Source organism: Stutzerimonas azotifigens, from assembly GCF_013522725.1.
GTDB classification, from domain to species: Bacteria; Pseudomonadota; Gammaproteobacteria; order Pseudomonadales; family Pseudomonadaceae; genus Stutzerimonas; species Stutzerimonas azotifigens_A.
Map to the genome: position 1 here is coordinate 155386 of NZ_JAAMRF010000009.1, position 24393 is coordinate 179778.

Consider the following 24393-nt stretch of genomic DNA (forward strand, 5'->3'; position numbering starts at 1 on the left):
CCAACACCTAAGGACTCAGGAATGACCAGTTTCAGTTCACGCTTTTTCTTCGTTCCCCTCCTAATGCTGGTGTTCATCCTGCACTTTCAGGTGCTAGGTGAAGGAACGCACAACCCGTACGGCATCAGGCCGTTGACCGAAATGTACCTGGCGGCGTGCATCCTGCTGGCAATCTTCGCGGCCCTGGCCAGGGCGGAGACGGCCTCGCCCGAGCTGAGAATCTTGACCTATTACGCCGTCTATACCTGCGCCGTGTTCATCGTGTTGCCGGCGATCTTCTCCAACATGACTTTCGGCCAGCCCCTGGTCTACGGCTTCATTGAAGAGCGCCGGGTGCTGTTCTGTCTCGGGTTTCTGCCGTTGCTGCTGCTGAGCAAGCGACTGAGCACGCTGCAGTTCGAGCGCGCTTTCCTTTACGCAGCGCTGGTGGCGGTCTTCCTGTCGTGGTGCTTCAAGTTCGGCGTGATCCCCGACCAGCGCACCGAGCAGGTTGCCTGGGACCGTCCGGACCGCTCCTCGATCGGCGCGCACCTGATGTGCCTGGCTTATTTCTACTGCATCCAGATCTGGTCTATTGGCGCCTCACCGATCAATGGTGCGCCCCGCAACAAAAACTTTTACCTGCTGGTCGCGGTGATCCTGCTACTGACGCTGGTCTTCGCGACCCAGACCCGCCAGCTCATCTTCATGTGCCTGTGCTTCACGCTGTTCTGCCTGCGTGCGAAGGCCGTGATCTGGGCTGCGGCGCTGTGCGTACTGCTGTCGCCGTTCTACTTCTATCCCGTCCTGCTGGAAGTGCTGGGCCTGAACATCGAGTTCTACAGCAGCCAGCTCGAAGGTGTCGAAGACAACGTCCGCTCCAACACCATCGGCCAGATCATGGCCCATCTGGACTTGGTCAATTGGCTGCCCAGCGGCTCGCTCTCGCTGATGTGGCAAGACGGCTTCATCCCCTATTTCGGCGAGCATTTCTTTCTCTCCGACGTAGGCGTCATCGGCACCCTGTTCCGCTTCGGCTTCCTGGTATTGCTGGTCGTTCCGCTGACCCTGTTCCTTTACCAGCGCATCGCCAAGCGCATCTGCAAGGATACGACGTTCCTCTACCCCACCATGCTGGCGTTCTTCGTCATCTGGCCCCTCTCGGGCCTGCTGGAATACAACCAGGCGTCCATTGCAATGCTGTTCGTCATCCAGTCTTTGAAAGCCCGTCATCTACGCAGCAAGGAACCAGCTCATGAACGTCGCACTTATCCTCAATTACAAGGCAGCTACTGAGACGATCAGCTGCGCCGAGAGCCTGCTGGCCCACTGCGCAGATCTGGATCATGTGGTGGTGATCGATAATGACTCTCAGGATGGGTCGATCGATACGCTGAACCGTTGGCATGCCGAAAAGGCCAGCCCCAAGATCACGGTGCTCGCCAATCCGGAGAACAACGGCTATGCAGGTGGCAACAACTATGGACTGATCTGGGCGCGCAAAAACCTGGACGTCGAGCATTTCTGGATCATCAACAACGACACCTATGTCGATTCGGACGCGTTCGCGCCCATGCTCGCGGCTCTGAAGACCGACCCGCGGCAGTTCGTCGGTTCGGTGATCCTCAACGCGGCCGACGGAAACCTCGAATGTTACGGCGGAGGCAAACTCTACCCGCTGTTGGGCAAGGCCAAATTGCTAGGCAAGGGCCAGACCATCGAGTCGATGCGCAACACCCATGAGACGCCGGATTACCTGATGGGCTGCAGCCTGGCGTTCAGGGCCGATCTGGTCGACGAGATCGGCCTGATGGACGAGCGGTACTTCATGTATTCCGAAGAGGTGGACTGGCAGTTCCAGGCACGCAAGCAAGCCGGAATCACCATCCAGGTCATCCCCGAGAGCCGCCTGTTCCACTATGGATCGCTCAGCTCCGGTGGGCGTTCTGCTTTTTATCATTACTACCGTAACCGCGCCGCTACCCGCTTTAACAAGCGGTTCTATGGATCGCTGTTCGCGTTCGTATCCGCTGTCTTCCTATCTGCAATCACGGTCATCAAGGAATTCAAGAATCCCGGCCATGCCTGGTCGGGAATAAAGGGCGCTTTCAAGGGAGTAACGATGAGTGTCAAGTGAAACGAACTATGCCTTCGGGGTACATTTTTATACGGGTAGCAAGGCCGCCCTGCTGGAACTGATCAAAGACGGTATCCGGCAGCCTTACTCCTATGTCGTCACCCCTAACGTCGATCACCTGCCTCAGTTGCAGCGCAACGATTCGCTGCGTCAGGCGTATGACAACGCCCGACTGCGGATTTGCGACAGCCGCGTTCTGCTGCCAATGCTTCGCTCGCTGGGCATCGAGATAGCCGAAGCGATACCGGGTAGCGACCTTACGGTGGACCTGCTCAAGTGGGCCGACCGCGAACGCCTCACGCTTGTACAGATTGGCGCCACCACTCACGAATGCGAGCGGCTTCGCGCGCTATACCCCGGCATCACCATTTATCACCACAATCCGCCGATGGGTTTCATCCGCAACCCGGAAGAAGTTCAGCGCTGCGTCGATTTCGTGGTGCAACACCCGTCGGACTTGGTGTTCTACGCCGTCGGTACGCCCCAGGGAGAGATCGTTGCCAGCATGGTTCCCAGCCACGAACGCACCGGGATGGCGTTCTGCGTTGGCGCCTCCATTTCGTTCGCTACCGGCACCATCAGGCGCGCGCCTGTTTGGATGCAGCGGGCGAAGCTCGAATGGCTGTATCGCATGCTGCGCGAGCCACGCCGCCTGGCCAGGCGCTACTGGAACGATGCGATTTTCATCGGGCCGGCGTATTTGCGCGAGCGCAGCTATCGCCAACAGCGGGTCAAACCGGCCAAGCAGGACTCTTGAGTCGGGAACCGCGAATTGGCCCATGAATGCGCTGAACGCGGTGAACCAGATCGGAGCGCAGGGGTCTATCCCTACTGTCAAGGGTCAGTTCGATGGCAATTCGATATCGAAATGACCGCAACCTGCACACTTCGCTTTGTCGCCACGTCGCCCAGGCGAATGCATCGTGCAGGAAGCTCCGCCCCTGACGTATCAGGCGGACGAATCGAGGCTCAGGTGAAGGCAAACAACAACAATCCCTAAGCCCGCTTCTGTTCCCCGCGTGCTGGTGCGCCAGGCATAACAATAGGTCAAAAGGAGAAAGCACTTTGGCTACCGAGCTGATCTGGTTGCTGAGGAGTGAGGAGAGATGACTCCGATCCTCTTAGCTGGGCGAACAATAAACATGTCCGCCTCGCTTACGAATGTGAATCAAGCCGCGTCACTCAGTGAACAACAACCTCTCCGTCAAGGATGAAACCATGAAATCAATATTCGCTCTCGCCGTCGCCTCTGCTCTGACTCTGCAGGGCTGCGCATTCGCGCCCGGCCAATATCTGGATCCCGACGAATTCAAAGAAGGCGCCGAAGCCGAGCACGGTACGGTCCAGCTGGTCCGCATCACGCCCGACCTGCTCAAAGGCGATCTGACGTCGGACATGGGCACCGCTTCGAAAGAAGAACTGTTGAGCTACAAGCCGTCTTCCTACCGCATCGGCGCCAATGACCTGCTGTACATCACCGTCTGGGACCACCCTGAACTGACCACACCGTCCGGTTCCCAGCAGCAGATGGATGCCAACGGTCGTCTGGTTCGCCCCGATGGCACCCTGTTCTATCCCTACATCGGCAACGTCAATGCCGCCGGCATGACCATCGAGGAGCTGCGCTCCACCATCGCCCGTCGCCTGACCTCCTACATTGACAGCCCTCAGGTGGACGTCAGCATCCTGCGCTTCGGCAGCCAGCGCGTGGTCCTGTCCGGCGCGTTCAACACCGCCGGCGAGATCCCGGTGACCACCGCCCCTATGACCATCGTCCAGGCGATCGGCCAGGCCGGCGTTGCCACCGAGGACGCCGACCTCACCGGCCTGACCCTCAAGCGTGACGGCCGCGAGTACCTGCTCGACGTCGACTCGCTGAACCGTCCCGACTCCTGGCTGCACCAGGTCTATCTGAAGGACGGTGACACGCTGCACCTGCCCTACAACGACCAGAAGAAGATCTACGTGCTGGGCGAAATCCATCAGCCGCAGGCGCTGACCTTCAAAGCCACCAGCATGAACCTGATGGACGCCATCGGCACCGCCGGTGGTCTTCGCCAGGAAACTGCCGACGGTGAAGCGATCTATGTGATCCGCGGCGCGGAAAGCATGGCCACCGAGCCTGCCAAGGTGTTCCAGCTCAACGCCAAGTCGCCGACCGCGTTCGCCCTGGCCAAGCACTTCCCACTGCAGCCCCAGGACGTGGTGTTCGTTGGCCCGGCCAACATCACCCGCTGGAACCGCTTCATCAGCCAGCTGCTGCCTTCGGCCAGCATCGTTGGTACCGGCGCAGCAGCTGACTACAACCTCAGCCGGTGATACCGCAAGCTGAGAGCCACTGATCGGCTCGTATCCAAAGGCCGCAGATCTGAGATTTGCGGCCTTTTTTATTGAACGACATTTCAGTGAGAACCGATGATGGAACGAGGGAAGTTATTGAGATGCCTGCCCTTCCTTGCGGCTCTATCCGCCTTGCTCGCAGCGGCCCTGGCCAGCACGCCATTACCCGAACCCATCGACAATGCCGACAAGCTCTACCACTGGCTTGGCTTTATGGTGCTGACCCTATGCGCCCAAGTCGCGCATCCCCGTGCGGCATTGGTGACAGTGCTCGCGTCGGTGCTCGCTATCGGCGCATCCATCGAGCTGATCCAGGCCTTCCTGCCCACCCGGATCGGCTCCTGGAAAGACATGTTGGCGAACCTGGCTGGTGCGACTAGCGGCGCACTCATCCTGTGGTGCTACCGCTGGTTCCAATTACGCGCGCTTGCTGCACCGACTAGTGCATCAGCTCGCTGAAAGGGATGAAGGGCACCGTCGCTCCCGCCTCGAACGTGCGATGCTCGCGCACCTCCACCAGACCATCCGCCCAGGACGCACTACGCAGAACCGACGAGCTCTGGTTCGGGTAGAGCACGGCCCTGCCCTGCTCCAGGCGCGCGCGCAAGTATTCGCGGCGCGTGCCTGCTCGGGCCCAATCGAAGCCTGCCGGAACATCCAGGGTCAATGGCTCTATCGCCGCAACACCGAGACGGCGCAACAGATAAGCGCGTGCGAACAGGCCGAAAGTCACCAGCGTCGAAGCAGGATTACCGGGCAAGCCGATCACCGGGATCGCACGGTAATGCCCGCAGGTGAGTGGCTTACCCGGCTTGATGGCGAGTTTCCAGAAGGTCAGCTCGCCCTCTTCGCGCAAAACCTGGCCGAGAAAATCGGCTTCCCCAACCGACACACCGCCGGTGGAGAGAATCAGGTCCACGCCTTGCAATGACCCCAGCGCCTCGCGTATCTGCACCGGATCATCAGGTAGAACCCCCAGGTCGAGCACGTCGCAGCCAAGCGCCCGTAACCAGTGGTCCAGCAGGCTGCGGTTGCTGTTGTAGATCTGCCCCGTCTCGAGCGGGCGACCCGGCTCCGCCAGTTCATCGCCTGTCGAAAGCAACGCAACCTGCGGCCTGCGCATCACGTTGAGGGTATCGGCCCCTACCGACGCAGCCAGCGCAAGTTCGATTGCACCCAGACGAGTCCCGGCCTCGAGCATCGTGTCGCCGCGGCGGGCCTCACCGCCCTGGGGACGCACATGCTGCCCCGCCCGCACCGACTCAGCGAAGCGAACCCGCTCGCCGTCGAGCAGCTCGACGTTTTCCTGCATTTCGACGGTATCGGCACCTTCGGGCATGGGTGCACCAGTGAAGATGCGCGCGCAGCTACCCGGTCGCAACGGAGCCGGCTGCATGCCAGCGAAGATTTTCTGGCTGACCGGCAACGGCTCGCCAGCCAGATCCCCATGTCGAAAGGCGTAGCCGTCCATGGCGCTGTTCGGCCAGGGTGGCAGATCCAGATCGCAGATCAGCGGCTCGGCCAGGACCCGTCCGTTTGCCTGCGCCAGGGGAACGCGCTCGACGTCGCGAATCGGCGCCGCATCGGCCTGTTCCAGCAGGAGCGCCAAGGCCTTCTCGACGGGTAGAAGCGAAGAAGCGCCGCTCATGAGCGAGTTTCGCAGGGCGCCGCCTGTTTCAAATGCGGAACGAAGTTGCAAGGCCGGTGGCGAGCATCGAGCTGTTGCTCGAGGATTCCTTCCCACGCCGTGCGACAGGCATTCGTCGAGCCCGGCAGACAGCAGACCAGGGTCGCGTTGGCCAGCCCTGCCAGCGCCCGCGATTGCACCGTCGAGGTGCCGATATCGGCGAAGGAAATCTGCCGGAACAGCTCACCAAAGCCATCGACCTGTTTGTCCAGCAGGCAGGCAACCGCCTCGGGAGTACTGTCGCGTCCGGTAAACCCGGTACCGCCGGTGATCAGCACCACCTGAACCACGTCCTCGGCGATCCAGTGGGCGACCTGCGCGCGAATCCGGTACAGATCATCCTTGAGCAGCACCCGCTCAGCCAGCCGATGCCCGGCGCCGGTCAGCTTGTCGACCAGCAACTGGCCGGAAGTGTCGGTCTCGAAGGTACGCGTGTCGCTTACCGTCAGGACGGCGATATTCAAAGGCGCGAAAGGTTGTTCAGCCTTGTGACTCATGGAGCTTCATCCGGTTGTTGACATGCCAAGCAGGTGTTATATCACAGCCTTTTGCGGAGCCGCCCGATGCCCGAACACCTGTCGCCAGCCTGCTCGATACTCGTCCTGGCCGGAGGACGCGGCCAACGCATGGGCGGTCAGGATAAGGGGCTGGTGGCGTGGCGCGGCAAGCCACTGATCCAGTGGGTCCACGAAGTCGCTCGCCCGCTGACCGATGACCTGATCGTCTCCTGCAACCGCAATCAGGACCGTTATGCCGCTTTCGCCGATCGATTGATAAGCGATGAGCAACCGGACTTTCCCGGTCCACTGGCCGGCATACGCTCAGGTTTAGGCGTAGCCAGACATCCCTGGCTGTTGGTTATCCCCTGCGACGCTCCGCTGATCGACGCAGCACTACTGTCGCAGCTGCATCGCTCGGCATATGAAGGAGACACCGCGGCCATGCTGCGCCGTGACGAGCAATGGGAACCGCTGTTCTGCATGATTCCGACCCGCCTCGCGGAGCAGGTCGAGCAGGCCTGGCAGGCCGGCGAACGAAGCCCGAGGCAGGTGCTCTTTCCGCTTGGCGTGCAGGCGGTGAACATCGACACAGGCGACCTACGGGTGGCCAATTTCAACACTCCTGAGTTGCTGGCCACTCAGGATCCCGCGGGAACTTAGCGCGGCAGCCTCCGTCACACCGTAGTCCCATCAACGTTAAGGAGAAGCGCAATGCGGCATCGCCTAGTTGCAGCATTCATGGTTGCCTCTGGCATCCTTTTGACTGGTTGCTCGACACCCAGCGTGATCACGCTCAACGATGGCCGTGAGATCCAGACACTCGATCGCCCGGATTACGATGAAGAATCCGGCTTCTACGAGTACGAACAGATCGATGGCAAGCCCGGCAAGGTCAACAAGGACCAAGTCCGTACCGTTCAACAACTCTGAACCGTAGCGGCGTGCGGTGCCCTCGAATCCGAGGGCACCAAAAACCTGGCCCTAAGGTATTGTGGAACAATGGTTTTTCTGTAAAATGCGCGCCAGCTTCGGAGCGTAGCGCAGCTTGGTAGCGCGTCTCGTTCGGGACGAGAAGGTCGCTGGTTCGAATCCAGTCGCTCCGACCATATCCCGACCAGAACGCCTGTTGACGTTCTGGAACAATAAAACCGGCCTTGGCCGGTTTTATTGTTTCTACAGCAGATAAATCCAGGCTCCTGCTTTGCCTTTCTGCTAATAACCCGCATTCAAACGATACGCTCGGAGCTGGCACTATGGATTGGTTGTCCGCCGCACTGGCCGCCGCACTGTTTCTTATGGCCGCGATCCTGTTTCGCCAGTCTGGACGAGCCAGAACATTACCCGCCGCCTTCGCATTGATCTCGCTAAGTATGCTGAGCACACTGAGTGCGCTCGGCTTCGCGGGTTTGGCGGTGATCGACTGGCTACGCTAAGCGAGAGTACTGCTCATCTTAGGAAGCACACTACTTGCTCCGCTTCAAACGGCCAATCCAATTCCGCCCCGCTATCGACTCGCCTGAGCACCGGAATACGCAGGGCGTAATCGTCCATCCACTGCTCCTGCTCCGCTATATCCAGAAGTTCGACCATCAGCCCATGCTCGACCAAAGGCAAAAGAATCGCCTCGGCCTGCTCGCATAAGTGGCAACCTAGCGTTCCGAAAAGTTGGCATTCGGGCAACATGTTGGCTATTAACTCTCCTATATGTAATGCGACAGTCTAGCAGCCGGTCTGCGAAGCTCCACGCTCGCCTTTAATCGGGGCGGCGCTCGCGGACAGTGCGCTAAACAAGAACATTTCAACTTGATGACAAACGCACAGTTTCGCCAAGCTCTTCACAATATTGTGATTTTCAACGCAGCCGATGGAATTCTTCACTTTAGGGTTCGACGTTCGCCAAACAAAGCGATAGGATGCGGCGCCGAAGGCAAACCAAACGGTTTGCCTGCAATCTTCCGTTATGGTCGGAGGATTGCATGAGCGACGTTGCGGGAAATAACAATGCAGCCCAGGGATGCTCGATGCATCCAGTGCGTCGGTGGGGGAAGTCTTGAAGACTCACGTCCAAGAGCCAACGCAGTGGAAGCAAGGACTCATCCGTGGCGCCGCAATAGCGCGACACCAGAGCATCATCCAACAGGAGACATAAGAAATGCTCAAGACCCCCATCGCCCGGGCCGTGGCTCTCGCCACTCTGGGAGCAAGCTTGACCATCCCGACCATGGCTCACGCCGAGTTCATCAAGGACAGCAAGGCCGGTTTGGAGCTGCGTAACTTCTATTTCAACCGTGACTTCCGTGAACCCACCAGCGACACCGTGCGTGGCCAGAACAAGATCGACGAGTGGGCGCAGGGCTTCCTGCTTCGCTACGAGTCTGGCTTCACTGAAGGCACCGTAGGTTTCGGCCTTGATGCGATGGGCCTGTTGGGCGTGAAGCTTGACGGTGGCGACGGCACCGCGGGCAGCGGCCTGCTTCCTGCCGATGGCTCCGGTGGCTCGCAAGACAATTACTCGCACATCACTTATGCCGCCAAAGCGCGTATCTCCAAGACCACTCTGAAGGTCGGCGACCTGCAGCTGAAGAACATGGCCATCGCTTCCAGCGACAGCCGCCTGCTGCCCCAGACCTTCAAGGGCGGCCAGCTGAACTCGATGGAAATCGGTGGTCTGACGATTGATGCGGGCTACCTGAACCGTGTCAACAACCGCGACTCGACTAACAATGAAGTAATGTCGATCAGCAACCGCGGCACAGTGAACTCCTCCGGGATTCGCTCCAATGCGAGCGGCATCGTAAACACCGGCGGTGCTTCCAACGAATCCAAGGACTTCCGCTTCTTGGGCGGTAGCTACAAGGTCATGGACAACCTGACCGCGTCGTACTACCACAGCAAGCTGGAAGACCTGTACAAGCAGCACTCCTTCAACCTGGTGCACGTATTGCCCCTGGCTGACAAGCAGTCGCTGAAGACCGACCTGCGCTACGCCCGCTCCAAGGACGACGGCAACACCAACGTCGACAACAACGCGTTCGGCGCCATGGTCACCTACGCCCTGAGCGGCCACAGCTTCGGCCTGGGTTACCAGCAAATGGACGGTGACACCGGCTTCGCCTATGTTGGCGGCACCGACCCGTTCCTGGTGAACTATGTTCAGATCGGCCACTTCGGCAACCGCGACGAGAAGTCCTGGCAGGCCCGCTACGACTTCAACTTCGCGTCGGTTGGTATCCCTGGCCTGACCTTCATGACCCGCTACCTGTCCGGTGACAACGTCGAACGTGGTGCTGGCGTTGCAGAAGGCAAAGAGTGGGAACGCAACACCGACATCGCCTATGTGTTCCAGGACGGTGCTCTGAAGAACCTGGGCATTCGCTGGAGAAACGCGACCATGCGTAGCAATTTCGCCCGCGACGTTGACGAGAACCGCCTGATCGTCAGCTACACCCTGCCGCTGCTGTAATACAGCGCAACCGCAGGCAGTACCAAGAACCCGCCCTGGCTTGCCAGGGCGGGTTTTTTATTGCGCACGTACTCAGCGAAGCGATAGACAGGATGTAGCGGAACCTTGAGTGGCTGAAAGGCTCGAATTTCGAGGTACAGGGCGTCACGTCCTGTTGAAAAACCTCGATGAAAGGAGCGGCAGATGACTCTCGAATCCACAAACGGTCTCCCCGGCGATGCTTCCCAGCCCTCTTCCAACGCCACGGGCGAACAGCAGATGCCTCTGTTTGACAAGAACGCCCACAAGCGCAACCTGCAAAATGCCCAGAGCGCACTGATCGAAGAATTCCACACGCTTATCGGCGACACCGAGCGACTGCTCAAATACACCCAGAACACCGCCGGCACCCAGGCTGAGGAGTTACGCACCAAACTCAACGAAAATCTCTCCAGGGCACGCGGAATGCTCAAGGACCGCGAAGGCACGATGCGCGGCCAGGGCCAGGCGGCTATCCAATGCACCGAGGACTATGTCCAGACCCACCCTTGGCAGTCTGTCGGCATCGCCGCAGGTGTTGGCTTCCTGCTGGGCCTGTTGTCGTCGCGCAACTGATGCAGAGGGATACACCAATGGACTCCACGCACAGCGATGAACCACCAAAGCCGTCCCTGAAGAAATTGGGCGGCGCATTCGTTGGGTTGATGCAGGGCCATCTGGAATTGCTGGGCATCGAGTTCCAGGAGGAGAAGGCACGCACCTTTCGCCTTTTCCTTCTGGCGGGTGTCTCTCTGATTTTGGGGCTGCTGATCCTGGTTGGCCTGTCAGCGGCCATCGTCATCGCCTTCTGGGAAACCCACCGCATCGCCGCGATTCTAGTGCTGTGCGCCGTTTACGCCGTCGCCCTGGCCATCTGCATTGCCAGAGCGCTGAAACTGGCCAAGGAATGCGCGGCGCCCTTCCAGGCGACCCTGGAAGAACTGGCCCGCAACCGGGAGAGACTATTGCCATGAGCCTTCCTTTGACGACTTCCAAGGACATAGGCATGCGCAAGGACCTCGTCCGCCTTCGCATGGAAATGCACCGCCAGCAGCTGCTGTACAACGCCCAACCCCTGTCGCATCCGTTCCAGCTGGTACGCAACATGGCCAGTCGACGCAGTGCTTCGTCCAGTTCCGGCTCAGGCTCCGGCAAGACGCCACTGATGATTGCGGCGACGATTGGGCTTTCGTTGTTCGGCCGGCGACTGGGACGCGTCGGGCGCTTGGCCAAACTCGCCCTGGCCGTTTACCCCTTGGTGAAAGGCGGAAAAATGCTGGCGCAGAAGCGTTAGCCTGGCCTCGCATCTGAGCCGGTCCGCCCAGGCGGAAGCGTTCTCAGATGCGCCCTACCAAAGTTGACCGGGTCGAGATTAAGAACGAGACTTCCGAGCCGCTTAGATGGCAAACCACTAAACTGACATCCAACCTCTCGTCTGCAGGTATCGACACGCCTGCCCGCCGCAGCGATGCGGCTTTGATCCAACCTGGAGAACAACGCCCTTGGATTGGCATACTTTGCTCACCCGTGAACGGCTCGGAAAACCCGTTCACAGCAACGAGGAGCTGGGCCGTAGCCCTTTCCACAAGGACCACGACCGCATCATCTTCTCCGGAGCTTTTCGCCGCCTCGGCCGCAAAACCCAAGTCCATCCCGTCTCCAGCAACGATCATATCCATACCCGCCTGACCCATTCGTTGGAAGTGAGTTGCGTAGGCCGTTCGCTCGGCATGCGCGTAGGTGAGGTGCTTCGCGATTCCCTGCCCGAATGGTGCAGCCCGGCGGACCTGGGCATGATTGTTCAATCGGCTTGTCTGGCGCACGACATCGGCAATCCGCCGTTCGGCCATTCCGGTGAAGACGCCATTCGCTACTGGTTCCAGCAGGCCGCCGGGCGTGGTTGGCTCGACGATATGTCCGATGGCCAGCGCGCGGATTTTCTGAACTTCGAAGGCAATGCCCAGGGCTTTCGCGTACTGACGCAGCTCGAATACCACCAGTTCGATGGCGGCACCCGGCTCACGTACGCCACCTTGGGCACCTACCTCAAGTACCCCTGGACCTCGTCCCATGCCGAGGCACTGGGCTACAAGAAACACAAATTCGGCTGCTACCAGAATGAACTGCCGCTGCTGGAGCAGATCGCCGGAAAACTGGGCCTACCGCAACTCGACGACCAGCGCTGGGCGAGGCACCCGCTGGTGTACCTGATGGAGGCCGCCGACGACATCTGTTACGGGCTGATCGATCTCGAAGATGGCCTGGAGATGGAGCTACTCGACTACGCCGAAGTGGAGTCGCTGCTTCTTGACCTGGTTGGAGACGACCTGCCGGAAACCTACAGACAGCTAGGCCCTCGTGACTCCCGGCGGCGCAAGCTGGCTATCCTGCGTGGCAAGGCGATCGAGCACCTGACCAATGCTGCGGCGCGCGCCTTCGTCGAGCAGCAGCAGGCACTATTGGCCGGCGAGCTGCCAGGCGATCTGGTAGAGCACATGCATGGCCCGGCAAAGCGCTGCGTCCTGCAGGCCAAGGCGATGGCGCGGGAGAAGATTTTCCACGACAAGCGCAAGACGCTGCATGAGATCGGCGCCTACACCACGCTGGAAATCCTGCTCAATGCGTTTTGCGGCGCGGCACTGCAGCAGCACAGCGGGCAGAGCCTGTCGTTCAAGAACCGTCGAATACTGGATCTGCTGGGCAACAGCGCGCCCGATCCCTCTTGGCCACTGTATCTGGCCTTTCTGAGAATGATCGATTTCATCGCCGGCATGACCGACAGTTACGCGACCGAAATGGCCGGCGAGATGACTGGCCGTTCAAGCCCGGTATGACGACGTGAAAGCTCTGCTACAGCAAAGCTTTCGCTGGCACGCCGGGCGCCCTGCCTGGGGCGCTGCCGCGATGGCTGGCTTTGGCTGCGCCCTGCCCCTGCTGCTCGGCCTGTTCAGCGGCCATCCCGGGTTTCTCTGGGCCACGGTAGGTGCCTTCCAGGCCGCCAAGGCCAACCCGCTGCACCGATTCGGCATGTTGCGCATGCTGTTGCTCATCGCCCTGGGCGCGCTGAGCACCGCCCTGGGGTTCTGGTCGGCCACCCATCCGCTGGTGAGCCTCGGCCTGTTCGCCTTCTATGGCCTGCTGCTGGCGTGGTTGCAGCGTTACGGCACCGAGGCCGGCAAACTGGGTATCGGACTGGCGATCTGCCTGTGCCTGGGGCAGGGCCAATACGGCATTGGCAACTTCAACAATCCCCAGGCAATCGCTGTGCTGTTCGCCCTAGGAGGTCTATGGGTGACCTTGCTGGCGTTCGGAATGCGAGGCATGCACGGGCTGCGCATGTGGCCGTACATGCCCCGAATCAAAAGCCTGCTCAAGGTGCTGCAACGCCACGCAAGACGCACGCCTATCCGCCAATGGCGGATGATTGCCCTGAGCTATGTGCTGTGCTGTGCGCTGGGAGGTCTGACAGTGACACTTGCCGAACTGCCGCGAGGTTACTGGTTGACCCTGGCGATCTTCACCACGCTGCAACCGACGTTTCAGCACAGCCTGATCAGGGCCTTTCAGGCAAGCCTCGCCATCCTGCTGGCGGCTGTGCTGCTCATCTACATGGGCCACAGCCTGGCCGATCCACCGCTGATGGTAATGGTGATGCTACCGCTGGTGATGCTCAGCCGGGCGTTTCAGGCTCATCACTACGGATTATTCGTCATGCAGACCACGGTCTGCTTCGTGCTGTTGGCCGAGAGCCTGGCGCAGGACTGGAACCTGCCCCAGGTCCGGTTGATCAATGCGCTCATCGGCGTCGGCATTGCGCTGACCGTAACCGCACTGATTCACCTGATTCGCCACCTGATCGCCAGGCGCAAGGCCGGAATCCGCGAGCGGGTGGCCCTGACCACGAGCGATCAGCGCAAGGACGTTACTGGTCCTGAGTCCTGATCGGGGTCTGTGGATACCAGACATCCATCAGCGGGCTGACGGTCACTTCGGCGAGCTCCTCACGGCCCTTGAGCCAGGACTCCACGGCGCCCCGCTGCTCCTCGGTGACGGAGCCGCGACGGCCCAGACACACGAAGCCGTAGTCTTCCCCGCCGACATAGCCCAGGCCGTTGGCCTCGATCGCCTCGTTCAGGAAGGATTCGAGAAACCCATCCACCGCGGCCGAATCGAGGCTGTCGCGGTAGTTCATCGTCACCTCGAAGCCCAACTCCTGAAACTCGTCGACACAGAGTTTCTTGCGCAGGCGGCGCGAGCGATTGGTAGCCATGGTCGTTCCTTTTTTCATCAATAACCGGGGCGCGCACTCTAACAGCTGGAGGCCCGCTCATGTAAAAACCGCGGCAGCGGCGCCAATAAAATTGGCCACTCGATAAAACCCGCTACGCTTGTCGGATAGCGGCACCGTGCCTTGATGGCTCGGGCATAATCGCGTCAATTTTTCCCTAAAGCAGTGGGAAGTCACCATGCCATACGCTAACGCACGGTTTACCCATTGCGCCTCTTGCAATGGGCGCATCCTTTCATGAAAGCATTTTTTTTCCGCGTTGCCCTTGCTGCGCTCGCCCTGCCGCTATCCACAGCAGCGACGGCCGCCTCGGTCAACCAGACGCTACCCTCTCGTGTCGAGCAAGCCCTCAAGGCCAACAAGATTGGTAGAGATGCGCTATCGGTGGTGATGCTGCCACTCAATGGCAACGGCACACCGACCATCGTCAACGCCGACGTCTCGGTCAACCCTGCTTCGACGATGAAGCTGGTCACCACCTATGCGGCTCTCGAATTGCTCGGACCCAACCATCAGTGGAAAACCGAGTTTTATGCCGATGGCCCGCTCGAGAACGGTGTGCTCAACGGCAACCTGTATCTCAAGGGCGGCGGTGATCCCAAGCTCAACATGGAAAAACTCTGGCTGCTGCTGCGCGACCTGCGCGCCAACGGCGTACAGAAGATAACGGGCGATCTGGTGCTCGATCGCAGCCACTTCGTTCACCCAGACCTGCCGGCGTTCGATGACGACGGTGGCGATCAGAACAAGCCCTTCCTCGTAGAACCCGACTCGCTTCTGGTCAACCTCAAGGCGCTGCGCTTCATTGCCCGGGCCGACGCCGGAAAGGTCAATATCGCCGTCGAGCCGCCCATCGAAAGCGTGCGCATCGACAATCGCGTCCAGGTACTCAAGGGTGGGAAATGCCCTGCGCCCGATGTCCGCTACAACCCGGTCAAAGAGCTGAATGGGGTGACCGTGGTGGTGACAGGCAGGCTGACCGAAGGCTGCAGCGCCCAGACCTACCTCGCCCTGCTCGACCACGCCCATTATGCCGCCGGTGCTGTCAGGGCGATCTGGAAGGAGCTGGGTGGCTCCATCGCCGGAGAAGATCGGGTCGCTAATGTGCCCAAGGGCGCGCGCCTGCTGGCACGGGCCTATTCTCCGGACCTGGTCGAAGTCATTCGCGACATCAATAAATACAGCAACAACACCATGGCGCGTCAGTTGTTCCTGAGCCTGGGCGCGCAGTTTCGCAACGAAGCCGATGTCGACGACGCAATGGCCGCGCAGCGGGTGATCCGCCAGTGGCTGGCGAAGAAAGGCATCACCGCCTCCCAACTGGTAATGGAAAACGGATCCGGTCTTTCACGCGCCGAGCGGATCAGCGCCCGCGAGATGGCCACGCTGTTGCAGGCTGCCTGGCGCAGCCCGTATGCGGCGGAGTTCATCTCGTCGATGCCGCTGGCGGCAGTGGATGGCACCATGCGCAAACGCCTGCGCAACACAGAGGTGGCCGGCAAGGCGCACATCAAGACCGGCACCCTGAACACCGTTCGCGCCATCGCTGGCTACAGCCGGGACGACGAAGGCAACACCTGGGCCGTCGTTGCGATACTCAATCACGACCGCCCTTGGGGTGCGTCGGCGATTCTCGATCAGGTGTTGGTCAGCCTGTACAACCAGCCACGCAGCCAAAGCACCGCGCAGCGTTAACAGCCAGGCCCAGGCGATAGCGCCTGGGCCTGGCGGCAGATCACTGCCGCGCCTGCAAGCGCCAGGCGCGATGAATCTTGCCGTTTCGCTTGAAGTCCTCATCGAGCGTCGACGCGGAAATCTCTTCCACCGCATACCGCGCTTCGAGCCCCGCATCGATCACGAACTTGCGGAAATTGTTGGAGAAATACAGCACGCCCCCAGGTGCCAAGCGCGCCATCGCCTGGTCGAGCAGCGCCACATGGTCACGCTGTACGTCGAAAACACCTTCCATGCGCTTGGAATTCGAGAACGTCGGCGGGTCGATGAAGATGAGGTCGTACTCGCCGAGGTCGGCCGCGAGCCAAGCCATCACGTCGCCCTGCTCGAGTCGATGGCGGTCGGAGAACCCGTTCAGCGACAGATTGCGACGCGCCCAATCCAGGTAGGTTTTCGACAGATCCACGCTGGTGGTACTCCGTGCGCAGCCCTTGGCCGCATGGACCGTCGCGGTAGCGGTGTAGCAGAACAGATTGAGAAAGCGCTTGCCGGCTGCCTCGCGCTGTATCCGCAGACGCAGCGGACGATGGTCGAGGAACAGCCCGGTATCCAGATAATCGGTGAGGTTGACCAGTAGCCGGACACCGCCTTCCGCCACTTCCAGAAATTGTCCCTGGCTGCCCTGACGTTCGTATTGGCGCGTGCCGCTCTGCCGCTCGCGGCGTTTGACCACCACCCGGTCCTGGGAGACCCCTAGGGCATGGGGAATGGCGCCAAGCGCATCGAGCAGCCGCGCCTGGGCCTTTTCCGGATCAATGGAACGAGGCGGCGCGTATTCCTGAACATGGACCCAATCACCATAGAGGTCGATGGCCAGCGCATATTCGGGCATGTCTGCGTCGTAGACCCGGTAGCACTCGATCCCTTCTCGGCGCGCCCATTTGCCGAGCTGCTTGAGATTCTTCTGCAGGCGGTTGGCGAACATTTGCCCGCCTTCGGTCAACCGCGCAGGCTCCATCGCGGGCGTTGCTGTCGGTTGTGGTCCGCTCGCACGAGGGCCCGTCACGAACTGGTCCGGACTGACCTTGATCAGCAATAGCTTGGCCGGCAACGCACCGTTCCAGAAGGCGTACTGCTTGTGGCTGCGAATGCCCATTCGCTTACCCAGATCCGGTGCAGCGGTAAACACTCCGGCCTCCCAGCCCAGGCAGGCCTGACGGAGGCGCTCGCCGAGGTTCTGGTAGAGATAAAGCAGGCTCGCCTCGTCACCCAGCCGCTCTCCATAGGGCGGATTGCAGATCACCAAGCCCTTCTGGTTCTGGTCGGTGCGTGGTTCGAACGTCGCGACTTCGCCTTGATATATACGGATCCAGTCGGATAACCCGGCGCGCTCGACGTTGTTTTTGGCGGGCTGGATCAAACGCGGATCGGCCTCGTAGCCGCGGATCCACAGCGGCGGACGCGCCAACCCCGCCTGCTCCCGTTGCCGGGCTTCCTCGACCAGGCGTGCCCAGATGGCGGGTACATGCCCCAGCCATCCGCTGAAGCCCCAGCGCTCACGCTTGAGGTTGGGCGCCATGTCGGCCGCCATCATCGCGGCCTCGACGAGAAAGGTACCGACCCCACACATGGGGTCGGCCAACGCACCACCAGCCGCCGCGATCCGTGGCCAGCCGGCACGAATCAGTACCGCCGCGGCAAGATTTTCCTTCAGGGGAGCCGCGCCTTGCTGAAGACGATAGCCACGCTGGTGCAGGCTGTGCCCGGACAGGTCGAGCGACAATACGGCCTGTCCACGGTCGAGCCGCAGATGCACCCGCAGGTCGGGGTTGAGCTTGTCGATGCTGGGGCGCTGCCCGGAGGACGTACGCAGGCGATCGACAATCGCATCCTTGACCTTCAGCGCTCCGAAATGGGTGTTGTCGATTCCAGACCCATGCCCACTGAACTCCACCGCCAGGCTGCCATCACTGGTCAGATGTTCAGCCCAGTCCACCGCATGAACGCCGTCGTACAGCGTTTGTGCATCCGCCACCGCGAACCGTTGGATCAGCAACAGCACACGGTTGGCGAGCCGCGACCAGAGGCATAGCCGGTAGGCGACCTCCATCGGGCCGAACCCTCGCACGGCGGCAGTCTGCTCGCGCGCTTCTTCCAGGCCGAGCGCTGTCGCTTCCTCGAGCAGCAGCGACTCCAGGCCTTTAGGGCAAGTCAAAATCAGTTCGTGGCGATCGGTCATGCTCATTCCAAAATGGTCAGCGGTCCGGAGAGGTGACTCCTCGTCGGAACCCGCATTGATTGTTGCCGAATAAATCGGCTTGCCCGCTTATCAAGCCGAAGACCAAACGCGCTGGACCTCAACGTTGATGGGTGGTTGCACCCGCCACGGCGTCTAGCTTATGGGCGGAACCACTATCGAATTACGTCCTTATGACAAAACGATAGTTTCCACACGGCCAAGCCATGGGTTAGAACTCGATCCAGTCGCATCGCAATGATGGGCACAGAGGTCCGTCACGCCGGCAACGGACCTCGATGGCAGTCTAGCTGCCCGGCCTCGCCGTGAGGCCATTGGAACCAAGTCAACCACTGAGGGCTACACCTTATGAGAAGACTCAAGCGTGATCCGATGGAACGAGCATTTCTGCGCGGTTATCAACACGGCATACACGGCAAATCTCGCGACCTATGTCCTTTTTCACATCCAACGGTACGCCAAGCCTGGATCAACGGCTGGCGCGAGGGTCGCGGCGACAACTGGGATGGCTTGACCGGCACGGCCGGCTTGCATCGGCTTAACCAGCTTCACGCGGTCAGTTAAGGCAGGATCACTCTAAGTTCTTTCTGCAGCCCCACCCGGGCTGCGGGCTTCAAGCCCAGGGCTCCCGAAACGGGAGCCCTCCCCTCAGCGCCGGCCGGCAGTCGAGCCCGCTATCGCATCCACCGCCTCTCGTATCAACGTCGGCCCACGGTAAATGAACCCGGTATAGATCTGCACGAGACTGGCACCGGCTTCGATCTTCTGCGCTGCATGACGCCCCTCCAGGATGCCGCCCGCTGCGATGATCGGAAGGCGCCCGCCCAACGCCTGGGCCAGCACCTTGACGGAGTGAGTGCTCTTCTCGCGAACCGGTGCACCCGACAGGCCGCCCGCTTCGTCGGCATGCGCCAGGCCGGCGACACCGTCTCGGCCAAGCGTCGTGTTGGTCGCGATGACAGCGTCCATACCCGTCTCGACCAGCGTTTGCGCCACCAGCACGATCTCCTCATCGCTCATGTCCGGCGCGATCTTGATGGCCAGCGGCACGCGCCTGCCATAAAGCGCCTGCAGGTCCTCGCGGCGAGCGCGTAGCGATTCGAGCAGCGCCTTGAGCGAGTCGCCGAACTGCAGGCTGCGTAAACCCGGAGTGTTCGGTGAGCTGACGTTTACCGTCACATAGCTCGCGCGCGAATAGACTTTTTCCAGACACAACAAATAGTCGTCGACGGCGCGCTCGACAGGCGTGTCGAAGTTCTTGCCGATATTGATTCCCAGCACGCCCTTGAACCGCGCCGCGTCGACACGGGCGAGCAAGGCATCGACCCCGTGATTATTGAAACCCATGCGGTTGATCAGGGCGTCGGCCTCGGGCAGACGAAATATCCTCGGCTTCGGGTTACCTGGCTGCGCTCGCGGTGTGACGGTGCCAATCTCGATGAAACCGAACCCCAGCTGGGATAGGCCGTTGATCGCTTCACCATTCTTGTCCAGGCCCGCGGCCAGCCCCACCGGGTTCGGAAACTCCAGCCCCATGACCTGTACGGGTAGGCTCGAGGGAGTGCGGGCCATCAGTGCATTGAGTCCAAGACGCCCCCCTGCACCGATCAGGTCCAGGGCCAGCTCATGGGATGTTTCCGGGGACAGCTTGAACAGTAGCTCGCGAGCCAGGTTATACATGCGCAACCTAAGCGGGTGAAAAGTGAGGCGCGCAGTATAGCCGCCACACGTACTGGCTAGCGAGGCGAGTCAAGCGAGCCGCGTGAGCCTGATCAGCTCCCCGGCGGGAGAGAACTCGAGACAAAAGGAACCATATACCCCGTCCCTTGTCAGAAACGGGCGCAAATGATGGGCCGGCAGGCTTACACGCCGGCCGTCGCGGCTGGTAGCCAGGATTCGGTTGGCGCGCCCTTGGTAGACTGCAAGTAGTCGATCCGCGGACAGCGCGATGTCCAACACCAGGTTCGGCATGGAGGCTCCTGAATGACAATGCTCGCGATTCTGCCACAGCTTCGCAAAGCAACCGACGCCACGACGCCAGTTGCCGGCCATCTGGAAACTCACCGTTGCGCCTTCTCAGTGTGCAAAGCCAGTGCGCAACAGCGTGATGTCTGCCACACTGCGGCCGGTGTTCCAGGAGCTCTGTCATGACGATGAGCCTTTCCGAGCAAATGCCCTCATTGACATCCCGCATCGCCAATCTGGCGCAGCGCCTCAAGCTGACCGGTAAAACGCCGCGTCTGGTGCTTGAGCGGGCGAGCCGTTTGCAATTCGCGTTCGAAGCCTTGCCCGAGCCACAGCCGAACATTTTCTGGCATGAGGGCCCTCCTCTCCAGCATCTGGTCGACCTCCCACGAGGCGCGCTCTCCGGCCCTGTGCAGGAGGACAAGGCGCGCGCTCATCTGGCACTTACCCGACTGGTCACCAAGGTCAGCGAGTTTCATCCGCAATTCGACCTCCGCCAGATCGACGGATTGAGCGGACAGCCGCTCGATGACCGGATATATCCGACATTCGAAACCTTTGCGGCGACACCGGCCTGCCGCAAGGTGCGCATCATCAGCTATCGCGACTTCACCCGGGCCCTGAACCAGGCCCTGCCTCGCTTCGAGCAAAGGGAAACCATCCAGTTGCGCCAAGCGAGCTGGCTGGGCGAGCGCATCTACTGGGCGGGGGAACAGCATACGACCACCTTCGCCGCAGCCATCGCCTATGCCCGACGCAGAGGGCTGGATACCGCCTTGCCTGCCGAACTGACCGACTACCGACTCGACCTTGCGGGTATTCAGACACTGCATGCGGCTTACCATGTACTGGCGATGCCGGCGAGCGCGTGGGACGATCCGGCATTCGTCGGCCTGCTGCTCGACGGCCAGGTGCCCTACGCGCGGCTAACGCTGCTGCGCAACGCCAGCAACTCGGAGCTGCTGCTGCTGGAAAAAGGCCATGTCACGGCTAATGCGCTAGGCGAAGGGTTGAAAGTAGCAGGGTCACCGGATGTCATCACCTACCTCAAGGGCCTGCCGCAGATCACGCGGTTCAGGCGAGGCAGTCCGCTGTAGCCTCGCGCTGCAGCCACGCCGCCTCCACGAACAACTCGAACGCTGCCCGAGCCCCTTCGGCCACTTCATCGAAGGGTTGCTCCTGCGCGGCGGTTTCGAGCATGTCGACGAAACGCGGCCACAGTGGCTGATCGCTGCCTTGGCCGAGATACCGCAGCGGCAATCCGGCCTGCTGCGATTCGACGATGCGGCTCAATACCCTTGCGCCCAGCCGCGATCCTTCCAGCACATAGGCAAAGCCCCAGCACCATGCAGCCGAAGTTGACCGAGGAACATGCAGGGGGGTGGGAATCGCTTCGCCCAACTGGAGGAGATCGAGGCGCAGAGCGTCTCGCCGGCGACGCTGGAGCCAGTCAGGCACCAGGCTGACGATGCCGGCTTGCTCGAGGGCTTCTTCGGCCGGTATCACGGCACGCGCATGGGCAAGCAGAAAGTCGCGGTAGCCGGTCGGCGTCTCAAGACGGAAATCGCCGTAACCTCGATCGACCCGCTCATGCAATCCGGAGGTCGCGGCTTTCAGGCGACTACGCAAGGGTGCCATGGCGAAACGTATCTGCCTGGTTGATGGCACTTACGACCTTTTCGGCCAGGTCCTGCTCCCGAAATGGCTTTTGAATGACCAGTGCATCGCCCATGCCGAACTCGCCCAGCTCGGCGTAACCGGTAATGAACACCACAGGCAGACCCGGATAACGGGCCCGAACCGCCCTGGCGAGTTCGCCGCCGTTCATGCCCGGCATGGCGAAGTCGGCCAGCAGTAGATCGACCGCGCAGTCCTTTTCGAGCTGCCCCAGCGCCTTGCGCCCGCTGTCGACCTCAATGACTCGAAACCCCAAGTCATTCAACATCATCGACGTCACTTCGCGTACCCCAGCATCGTCATCGACCAACAGGATGGTGCGCTGCACGCCGTCCAGAGTTGCCGTCGCGCCGCCCCCGGACTCGAGGCGCACTAGAGGTTTCGGGGCGCTCACCCGCGGCAGGAATACCTTGACCGTGGTCCCGACGTTGACACGTGTTTCGATCCTCGCGCCACCACCGGACTGCTTGGCAAAGCCGAACACCTGCGCCAGACCCAGCCCTGACCCCTTGCCCACTTCCTTGGTCGTGAAGAACGGCTCGAACGCCTTGGCGAGCACTTCGTCATCCATGCCGCTGCCCGAATCCTTCACCGACAGCACGACGTATTCGCCTGGTTCCGGATCCTCGGCTCGCAGGGGTGGCGTATCGACCACGACGTTATCGGTACCCAGCACCAGCAGACCGCCACCGCCCATGGCGTCACGCGCATTGATCGCCAGGTTGAGGATGATCAGCTCGATCTGCGTCGGGTCGACCAGCGCATGCCAGAGGCCGGCACAGGTATCGGTCTCGATGGTCACGCTGCCGCCCAGCGTGCTATGCAGCAGGTCGAGCATGCCGACCACGGTGTCGTTGAGGTCCACCGATTTGGGCGCCAGCTGCTGACGCCGGGAAAACGCCAGCAGCTGGCCCGTCAGCTTCGCGCCCCGCTCTCCGGCTTCGCGAATGTTCTGCAGGCGCTGCAACGATTTGGCCAGCACCGTACCCTGCTCCAGGTCGCGGGACAGGAAACTGGCGCTGGTCAGAATTACCGTGAGCAGGTTGTTGAAGTCATGGGCAAGCCCGGCGGTGAGCTGGCCAACCGCTTCGAGACGCTGCATTTGCTGCAGCGTCGCCTCGACCCGCTCGCGTTCCTTGATCTGCTCGACCAGTTGCCGGTTGGCCGCGGCGAGCTTGTCCACCGCCGCGATTTCACCGGTGATGTCGCGCGCCGCTGCATACATCCTTCCAGCCTCCGGAACCGCGGTCCAAGACAGCCAGTGATAGCTACCGTCGGCATGCAGCATGCGGTTGACGAAACGATTGGTCGCCTGTCCGTGCTTAAGGCTTTCGGTCTCCTCGAGCGTCGTGCTGTAGTCGTCGGGGTGGACCAACGCCCACAGCGACGCCTTCATCAACTGCTCGCGCGGCCAGCCGAGGGTGTCTTCCCAGGCAGGATTGAGCGCCACCGGCTCGCTGTCCAGACGCGTCACGGCGAGCAGATCCCTGGACAATTCCCAGGTCCGATCACGCTCACGCGTGCGTTCTTCAACCCTCTCGCCAAGGGTTTCGTTGAGCCGCTCGAGGGATTCGGTCGCCAGCTTTTGCGCCGTGATATCCATCAGCACGCCGATGAAACGCTTGCAGACGCCGTCTTCGAAGAACGATTGGCCGCGGGTCTCGATCCAGCGCAGCTGTCCATCCTCGAGCAGCACACGGTATTCGGCGCTGTATGCGTTGTCGTTCTGCGGGTTGGTCGCTCGACGCACGTCCGCGCACAGGCGTGGCAGGTCATCCGGGTGCAGCCGCTGCTCGAAAATACCAAGATCGATGCTGGCTTCCGGCGGCAGTCCGAACATGGCCTTGCAGCGGTTATCCCAGATCAGCCGGCGAGTCTGCGGCTCGTAATCCCACATCCCCAGGCGAGCCGCATCGATCGCCAGGCGCGCCCGCACCTCAACTTCCTGCAGCGCCTCCTCGGCACGCAGTCGGCCGCGGCGCTCACTCACCTCAGACAACGCTCGCTGCACAGCCTTGGGCAGAAAATTGAGGTTTTGCTTGAGCACATAGTCGATGGCGCCCGAGCGCATCATGTCCACTGCGTGCTCTTCGCCGAACACGCCGGAAAGGAAAATGAACGGCGTCTTGGGCGCCAGGCGCTGCGCCTCCTGGAGCGCCAGGGCACCTGAAAAGCCGGGCAGGATGAAATCGGACAGGATCAGGTCGAAGCTGAGGCGCTCCAGCGCACCGATGACGCCAGCGCGGTCGAAGACCACCGTGGCATCGACGCGATAGCCACTACGCTCTAGTGTCAGAAGCGCCAGTTCGGCGTCGTGCGGACTGTCTTCTACGAACAGCAGGCTTATGTTTTTTGGCGCTGGCATAGCTATCCCGCCGACCGAGGGCGATTTGAGTTCCGCCGCAAAG

Annotated in this window: 26 protein-coding genes and 1 tRNA gene; 18 read left to right on the top strand and 9 right to left on the bottom strand. The window is 61.1% G+C overall.

The genetic code is table 11. The features are described 5' to 3' along the window. Positions 1–21: 21 nt before the first annotated feature. From G7026_RS17555 to G7026_RS17575, 5 genes are all read left to right on the top strand, one after another. Positions 22–1275 (top strand): hypothetical protein, encoded by a 1254-nt coding sequence (locus G7026_RS17555; protein WP_181072205.1) that lies wholly within the window; start codon positions 22–24, stop codon positions 1273–1275. Beyond that, positions 1235–2116 carry a glycosyltransferase family 2 protein gene (locus tag G7026_RS17560; protein ID WP_181072206.1) on the top strand — a complete coding sequence of 294 codons (882 nt, stop codon included), beginning with the start codon at positions 1235–1237 and terminating at the stop codon, positions 2114–2116. Before G7026_RS17555 ends, G7026_RS17560 begins: the two co-directional genes overlap by 41 nt. After that, complete coding sequence (locus G7026_RS17565; RefSeq protein WP_181072207.1) at positions 2106–2873, top strand: WecB/TagA/CpsF family glycosyltransferase; 768 nt, start codon at positions 2106–2108, stop codon at positions 2871–2873. The genes G7026_RS17560 and G7026_RS17565 overlap by 11 nt, the downstream gene beginning before the upstream one ends. 461 nt (positions 2874–3334) lie before the next feature. Continuing rightward, positions 3335–4435, top strand: coding sequence for a polysaccharide biosynthesis/export family protein (locus G7026_RS17570; RefSeq protein ID WP_181072208.1), 1101 nt, complete (start codon positions 3335–3337; stop codon positions 4433–4435). Between the two features lie 96 nt (positions 4436–4531). Next, a complete protein-coding gene (locus tag G7026_RS17575) occupies positions 4532–4915 on the top strand; it encodes a VanZ family protein (protein ID WP_181072209.1) in 384 nt (127 codons plus the stop codon). On the opposite strand, the gene G7026_RS17580 is transcribed toward G7026_RS17575, so the two are convergent. Continuing rightward, positions 4896–6104 carry a molybdopterin molybdotransferase MoeA gene (locus G7026_RS17580; protein ID WP_181072210.1) on the bottom strand — a complete coding sequence of 403 codons (1209 nt, stop codon included), beginning with the start codon at positions 6102–6104 and terminating at the stop codon, positions 4896–4898. The genes G7026_RS17575 and G7026_RS17580 overlap by 20 nt on opposite strands. Next, positions 6101–6640 (bottom strand): molybdenum cofactor biosynthesis protein B, encoded by a 540-nt coding sequence (gene moaB / locus G7026_RS17585; protein ID WP_181072211.1) that lies wholly within the window; start codon positions 6638–6640, stop codon positions 6101–6103. Before moaB ends, G7026_RS17580 begins: the two co-directional genes overlap by 4 nt. Before the next feature lie 66 nt (positions 6641–6706). Here moaB and mobA point away from each other — a divergent pair, with 66 nt between their 5' ends. From mobA to G7026_RS17605, 4 genes are all read left to right on the top strand, one after another. Then, entirely contained in the window at positions 6707–7303 is a 597-nt protein-coding gene (mobA, locus tag G7026_RS17590; RefSeq protein ID WP_181072212.1) for a molybdenum cofactor guanylyltransferase MobA, read from the top strand. 51 nt (positions 7304–7354) lie between these two features. Next, complete coding sequence (locus tag G7026_RS17595) at positions 7355–7573, top strand: YgdI/YgdR family lipoprotein (protein WP_181072213.1); 219 nt, start codon at positions 7355–7357, stop codon at positions 7571–7573. A 99-nt stretch (positions 7574–7672) separates the two neighbouring features. After that, a tRNA-Pro gene (locus G7026_RS17600) sits at positions 7673–7749 on the top strand. Positions 7750–7896: 147 nt separating this feature from the next. Next, complete coding sequence (locus G7026_RS17605; protein ID WP_181072214.1) at positions 7897–8076, top strand: hypothetical protein; 180 nt, start codon at positions 7897–7899, stop codon at positions 8074–8076. Positions 8077–8089: 13 nt separating this feature from the next. Here G7026_RS17605 and G7026_RS17610 read toward each other — a convergent pair whose 3' ends face one another. Then, positions 8090–8326: a glutaredoxin family protein gene (locus tag G7026_RS17610; RefSeq protein ID WP_181072215.1), complete on the bottom strand. Its 237-nt coding sequence runs from the start codon at positions 8324–8326 to the stop codon at positions 8090–8092. Positions 8327–8795: 469 nt separating this feature from the next. Here G7026_RS17610 and G7026_RS17615 point away from each other — a divergent pair, with 469 nt between their 5' ends. The 6 genes from G7026_RS17615 to G7026_RS17640 all read left to right on the top strand — a co-directional run bounded on the left by G7026_RS17615 (position 8796) and on the right by G7026_RS17640 (position 14066). Beyond that, positions 8796–10106 (top strand): OprD family porin, encoded by a 1311-nt coding sequence (locus G7026_RS17615; RefSeq protein ID WP_181072216.1) that lies wholly within the window; start codon positions 8796–8798, stop codon positions 10104–10106. 183 nt (positions 10107–10289) lie between these two features. Further along, positions 10290–10700, top strand: coding sequence for a DUF883 family protein (locus G7026_RS17620; protein ID WP_181072217.1), 411 nt, complete (start codon positions 10290–10292; stop codon positions 10698–10700). Between the two features lie 17 nt (positions 10701–10717). Further along, positions 10718–11098 (top strand): phage holin family protein, encoded by a 381-nt coding sequence (locus tag G7026_RS17625; protein ID WP_181072218.1) that lies wholly within the window; start codon positions 10718–10720, stop codon positions 11096–11098. Then, entirely contained in the window at positions 11095–11418 is a 324-nt protein-coding gene (locus G7026_RS17630; RefSeq protein ID WP_181072219.1) for a hypothetical protein, read from the top strand. The genes G7026_RS17625 and G7026_RS17630 overlap by 4 nt, the downstream gene beginning before the upstream one ends. A gap of 208 nt (positions 11419–11626) precedes the next feature. Then, the gene (locus G7026_RS17635) at positions 11627–12958 is read left to right on the top strand and encodes a deoxyguanosinetriphosphate triphosphohydrolase (RefSeq protein ID WP_181072220.1); all 1332 of its coding nucleotides are present in this window, start codon (positions 11627–11629) and stop codon (positions 12956–12958) included. A gap of 4 nt (positions 12959–12962) precedes the next feature. Continuing rightward, the gene (locus G7026_RS17640; protein WP_181072221.1) at positions 12963–14066 is read left to right on the top strand and encodes an FUSC family protein; all 1104 of its coding nucleotides are present in this window, start codon (positions 12963–12965) and stop codon (positions 14064–14066) included. Here G7026_RS17640 and G7026_RS17645 read toward each other — a convergent pair. Continuing rightward, the gene (locus G7026_RS17645) at positions 14047–14394 is read right to left on the bottom strand and encodes a YggL family protein (protein WP_181072222.1); all 348 of its coding nucleotides are present in this window, start codon (positions 14392–14394) and stop codon (positions 14047–14049) included. The two genes, G7026_RS17640 and G7026_RS17645, sit on opposite strands and share 20 nt — an antisense overlap. Positions 14395–14649: 255 nt before the next feature. On the opposite strand from G7026_RS17645, the gene dacB reads away from it, so the two are divergent. Continuing rightward, entirely contained in the window at positions 14650–16107 is a 1458-nt protein-coding gene (gene dacB / locus G7026_RS17650; protein ID WP_181072223.1) for a D-alanyl-D-alanine carboxypeptidase/D-alanyl-D-alanine endopeptidase, read from the top strand. A 40-nt stretch (positions 16108–16147) separates the two neighbouring features. On the opposite strand, the gene rlmKL is transcribed toward dacB, so the two are convergent. Next, positions 16148–18325, bottom strand: coding sequence for a bifunctional 23S rRNA (guanine(2069)-N(7))-methyltransferase RlmK/23S rRNA (guanine(2445)-N(2))-methyltransferase RlmL (gene rlmKL, locus G7026_RS17655; RefSeq protein ID WP_181072224.1), 2178 nt, complete (start codon positions 18323–18325; stop codon positions 16148–16150). 366 nt (positions 18326–18691) lie between these two features. On the opposite strand from rlmKL, the gene rmf reads away from it, so the two are divergent. Further along, positions 18692–18907 carry a ribosome modulation factor gene (gene rmf / locus G7026_RS17660; protein WP_138408564.1) on the top strand — a complete coding sequence of 72 codons (216 nt, stop codon included), beginning with the start codon at positions 18692–18694 and terminating at the stop codon, positions 18905–18907. Positions 18908–18991: 84 nt separating this feature from the next. Here the strand turns inward: rmf and G7026_RS17665 are convergent, their stop codons facing one another. Beyond that, a complete protein-coding gene (locus G7026_RS17665; protein ID WP_181072225.1) occupies positions 18992–20023 on the bottom strand; it encodes a quinone-dependent dihydroorotate dehydrogenase in 1032 nt (343 codons plus the stop codon). Between the two features lie 69 nt (positions 20024–20092). After that, complete coding sequence (locus G7026_RS17670) at positions 20093–20314, bottom strand: DUF2835 domain-containing protein (RefSeq protein WP_181072226.1); 222 nt, start codon at positions 20312–20314, stop codon at positions 20093–20095. A gap of 182 nt (positions 20315–20496) precedes the next feature. Here G7026_RS17670 and G7026_RS17675 point away from each other — a divergent pair, with 182 nt between their 5' ends. Next, positions 20497–21405: a DUF6685 family protein gene (locus G7026_RS17675; protein WP_308811813.1), complete on the top strand. Its 909-nt coding sequence runs from the start codon at positions 20497–20499 to the stop codon at positions 21403–21405. On the opposite strand, the gene G7026_RS17680 is transcribed toward G7026_RS17675, so the two are convergent. Next, positions 21383–21946, bottom strand: coding sequence for a biliverdin-producing heme oxygenase (locus G7026_RS17680; protein WP_181072227.1), 564 nt, complete (start codon positions 21944–21946; stop codon positions 21383–21385). The two genes, G7026_RS17675 and G7026_RS17680, sit on opposite strands and share 23 nt — an antisense overlap. After that, positions 21930–24350, bottom strand: coding sequence for a response regulator (locus G7026_RS17685; protein ID WP_181072228.1), 2421 nt, complete (start codon positions 24348–24350; stop codon positions 21930–21932). The genes G7026_RS17680 and G7026_RS17685 overlap by 17 nt, the downstream gene beginning before the upstream one ends. Between the last annotated feature and the right edge of the window lie 43 nt (positions 24351–24393).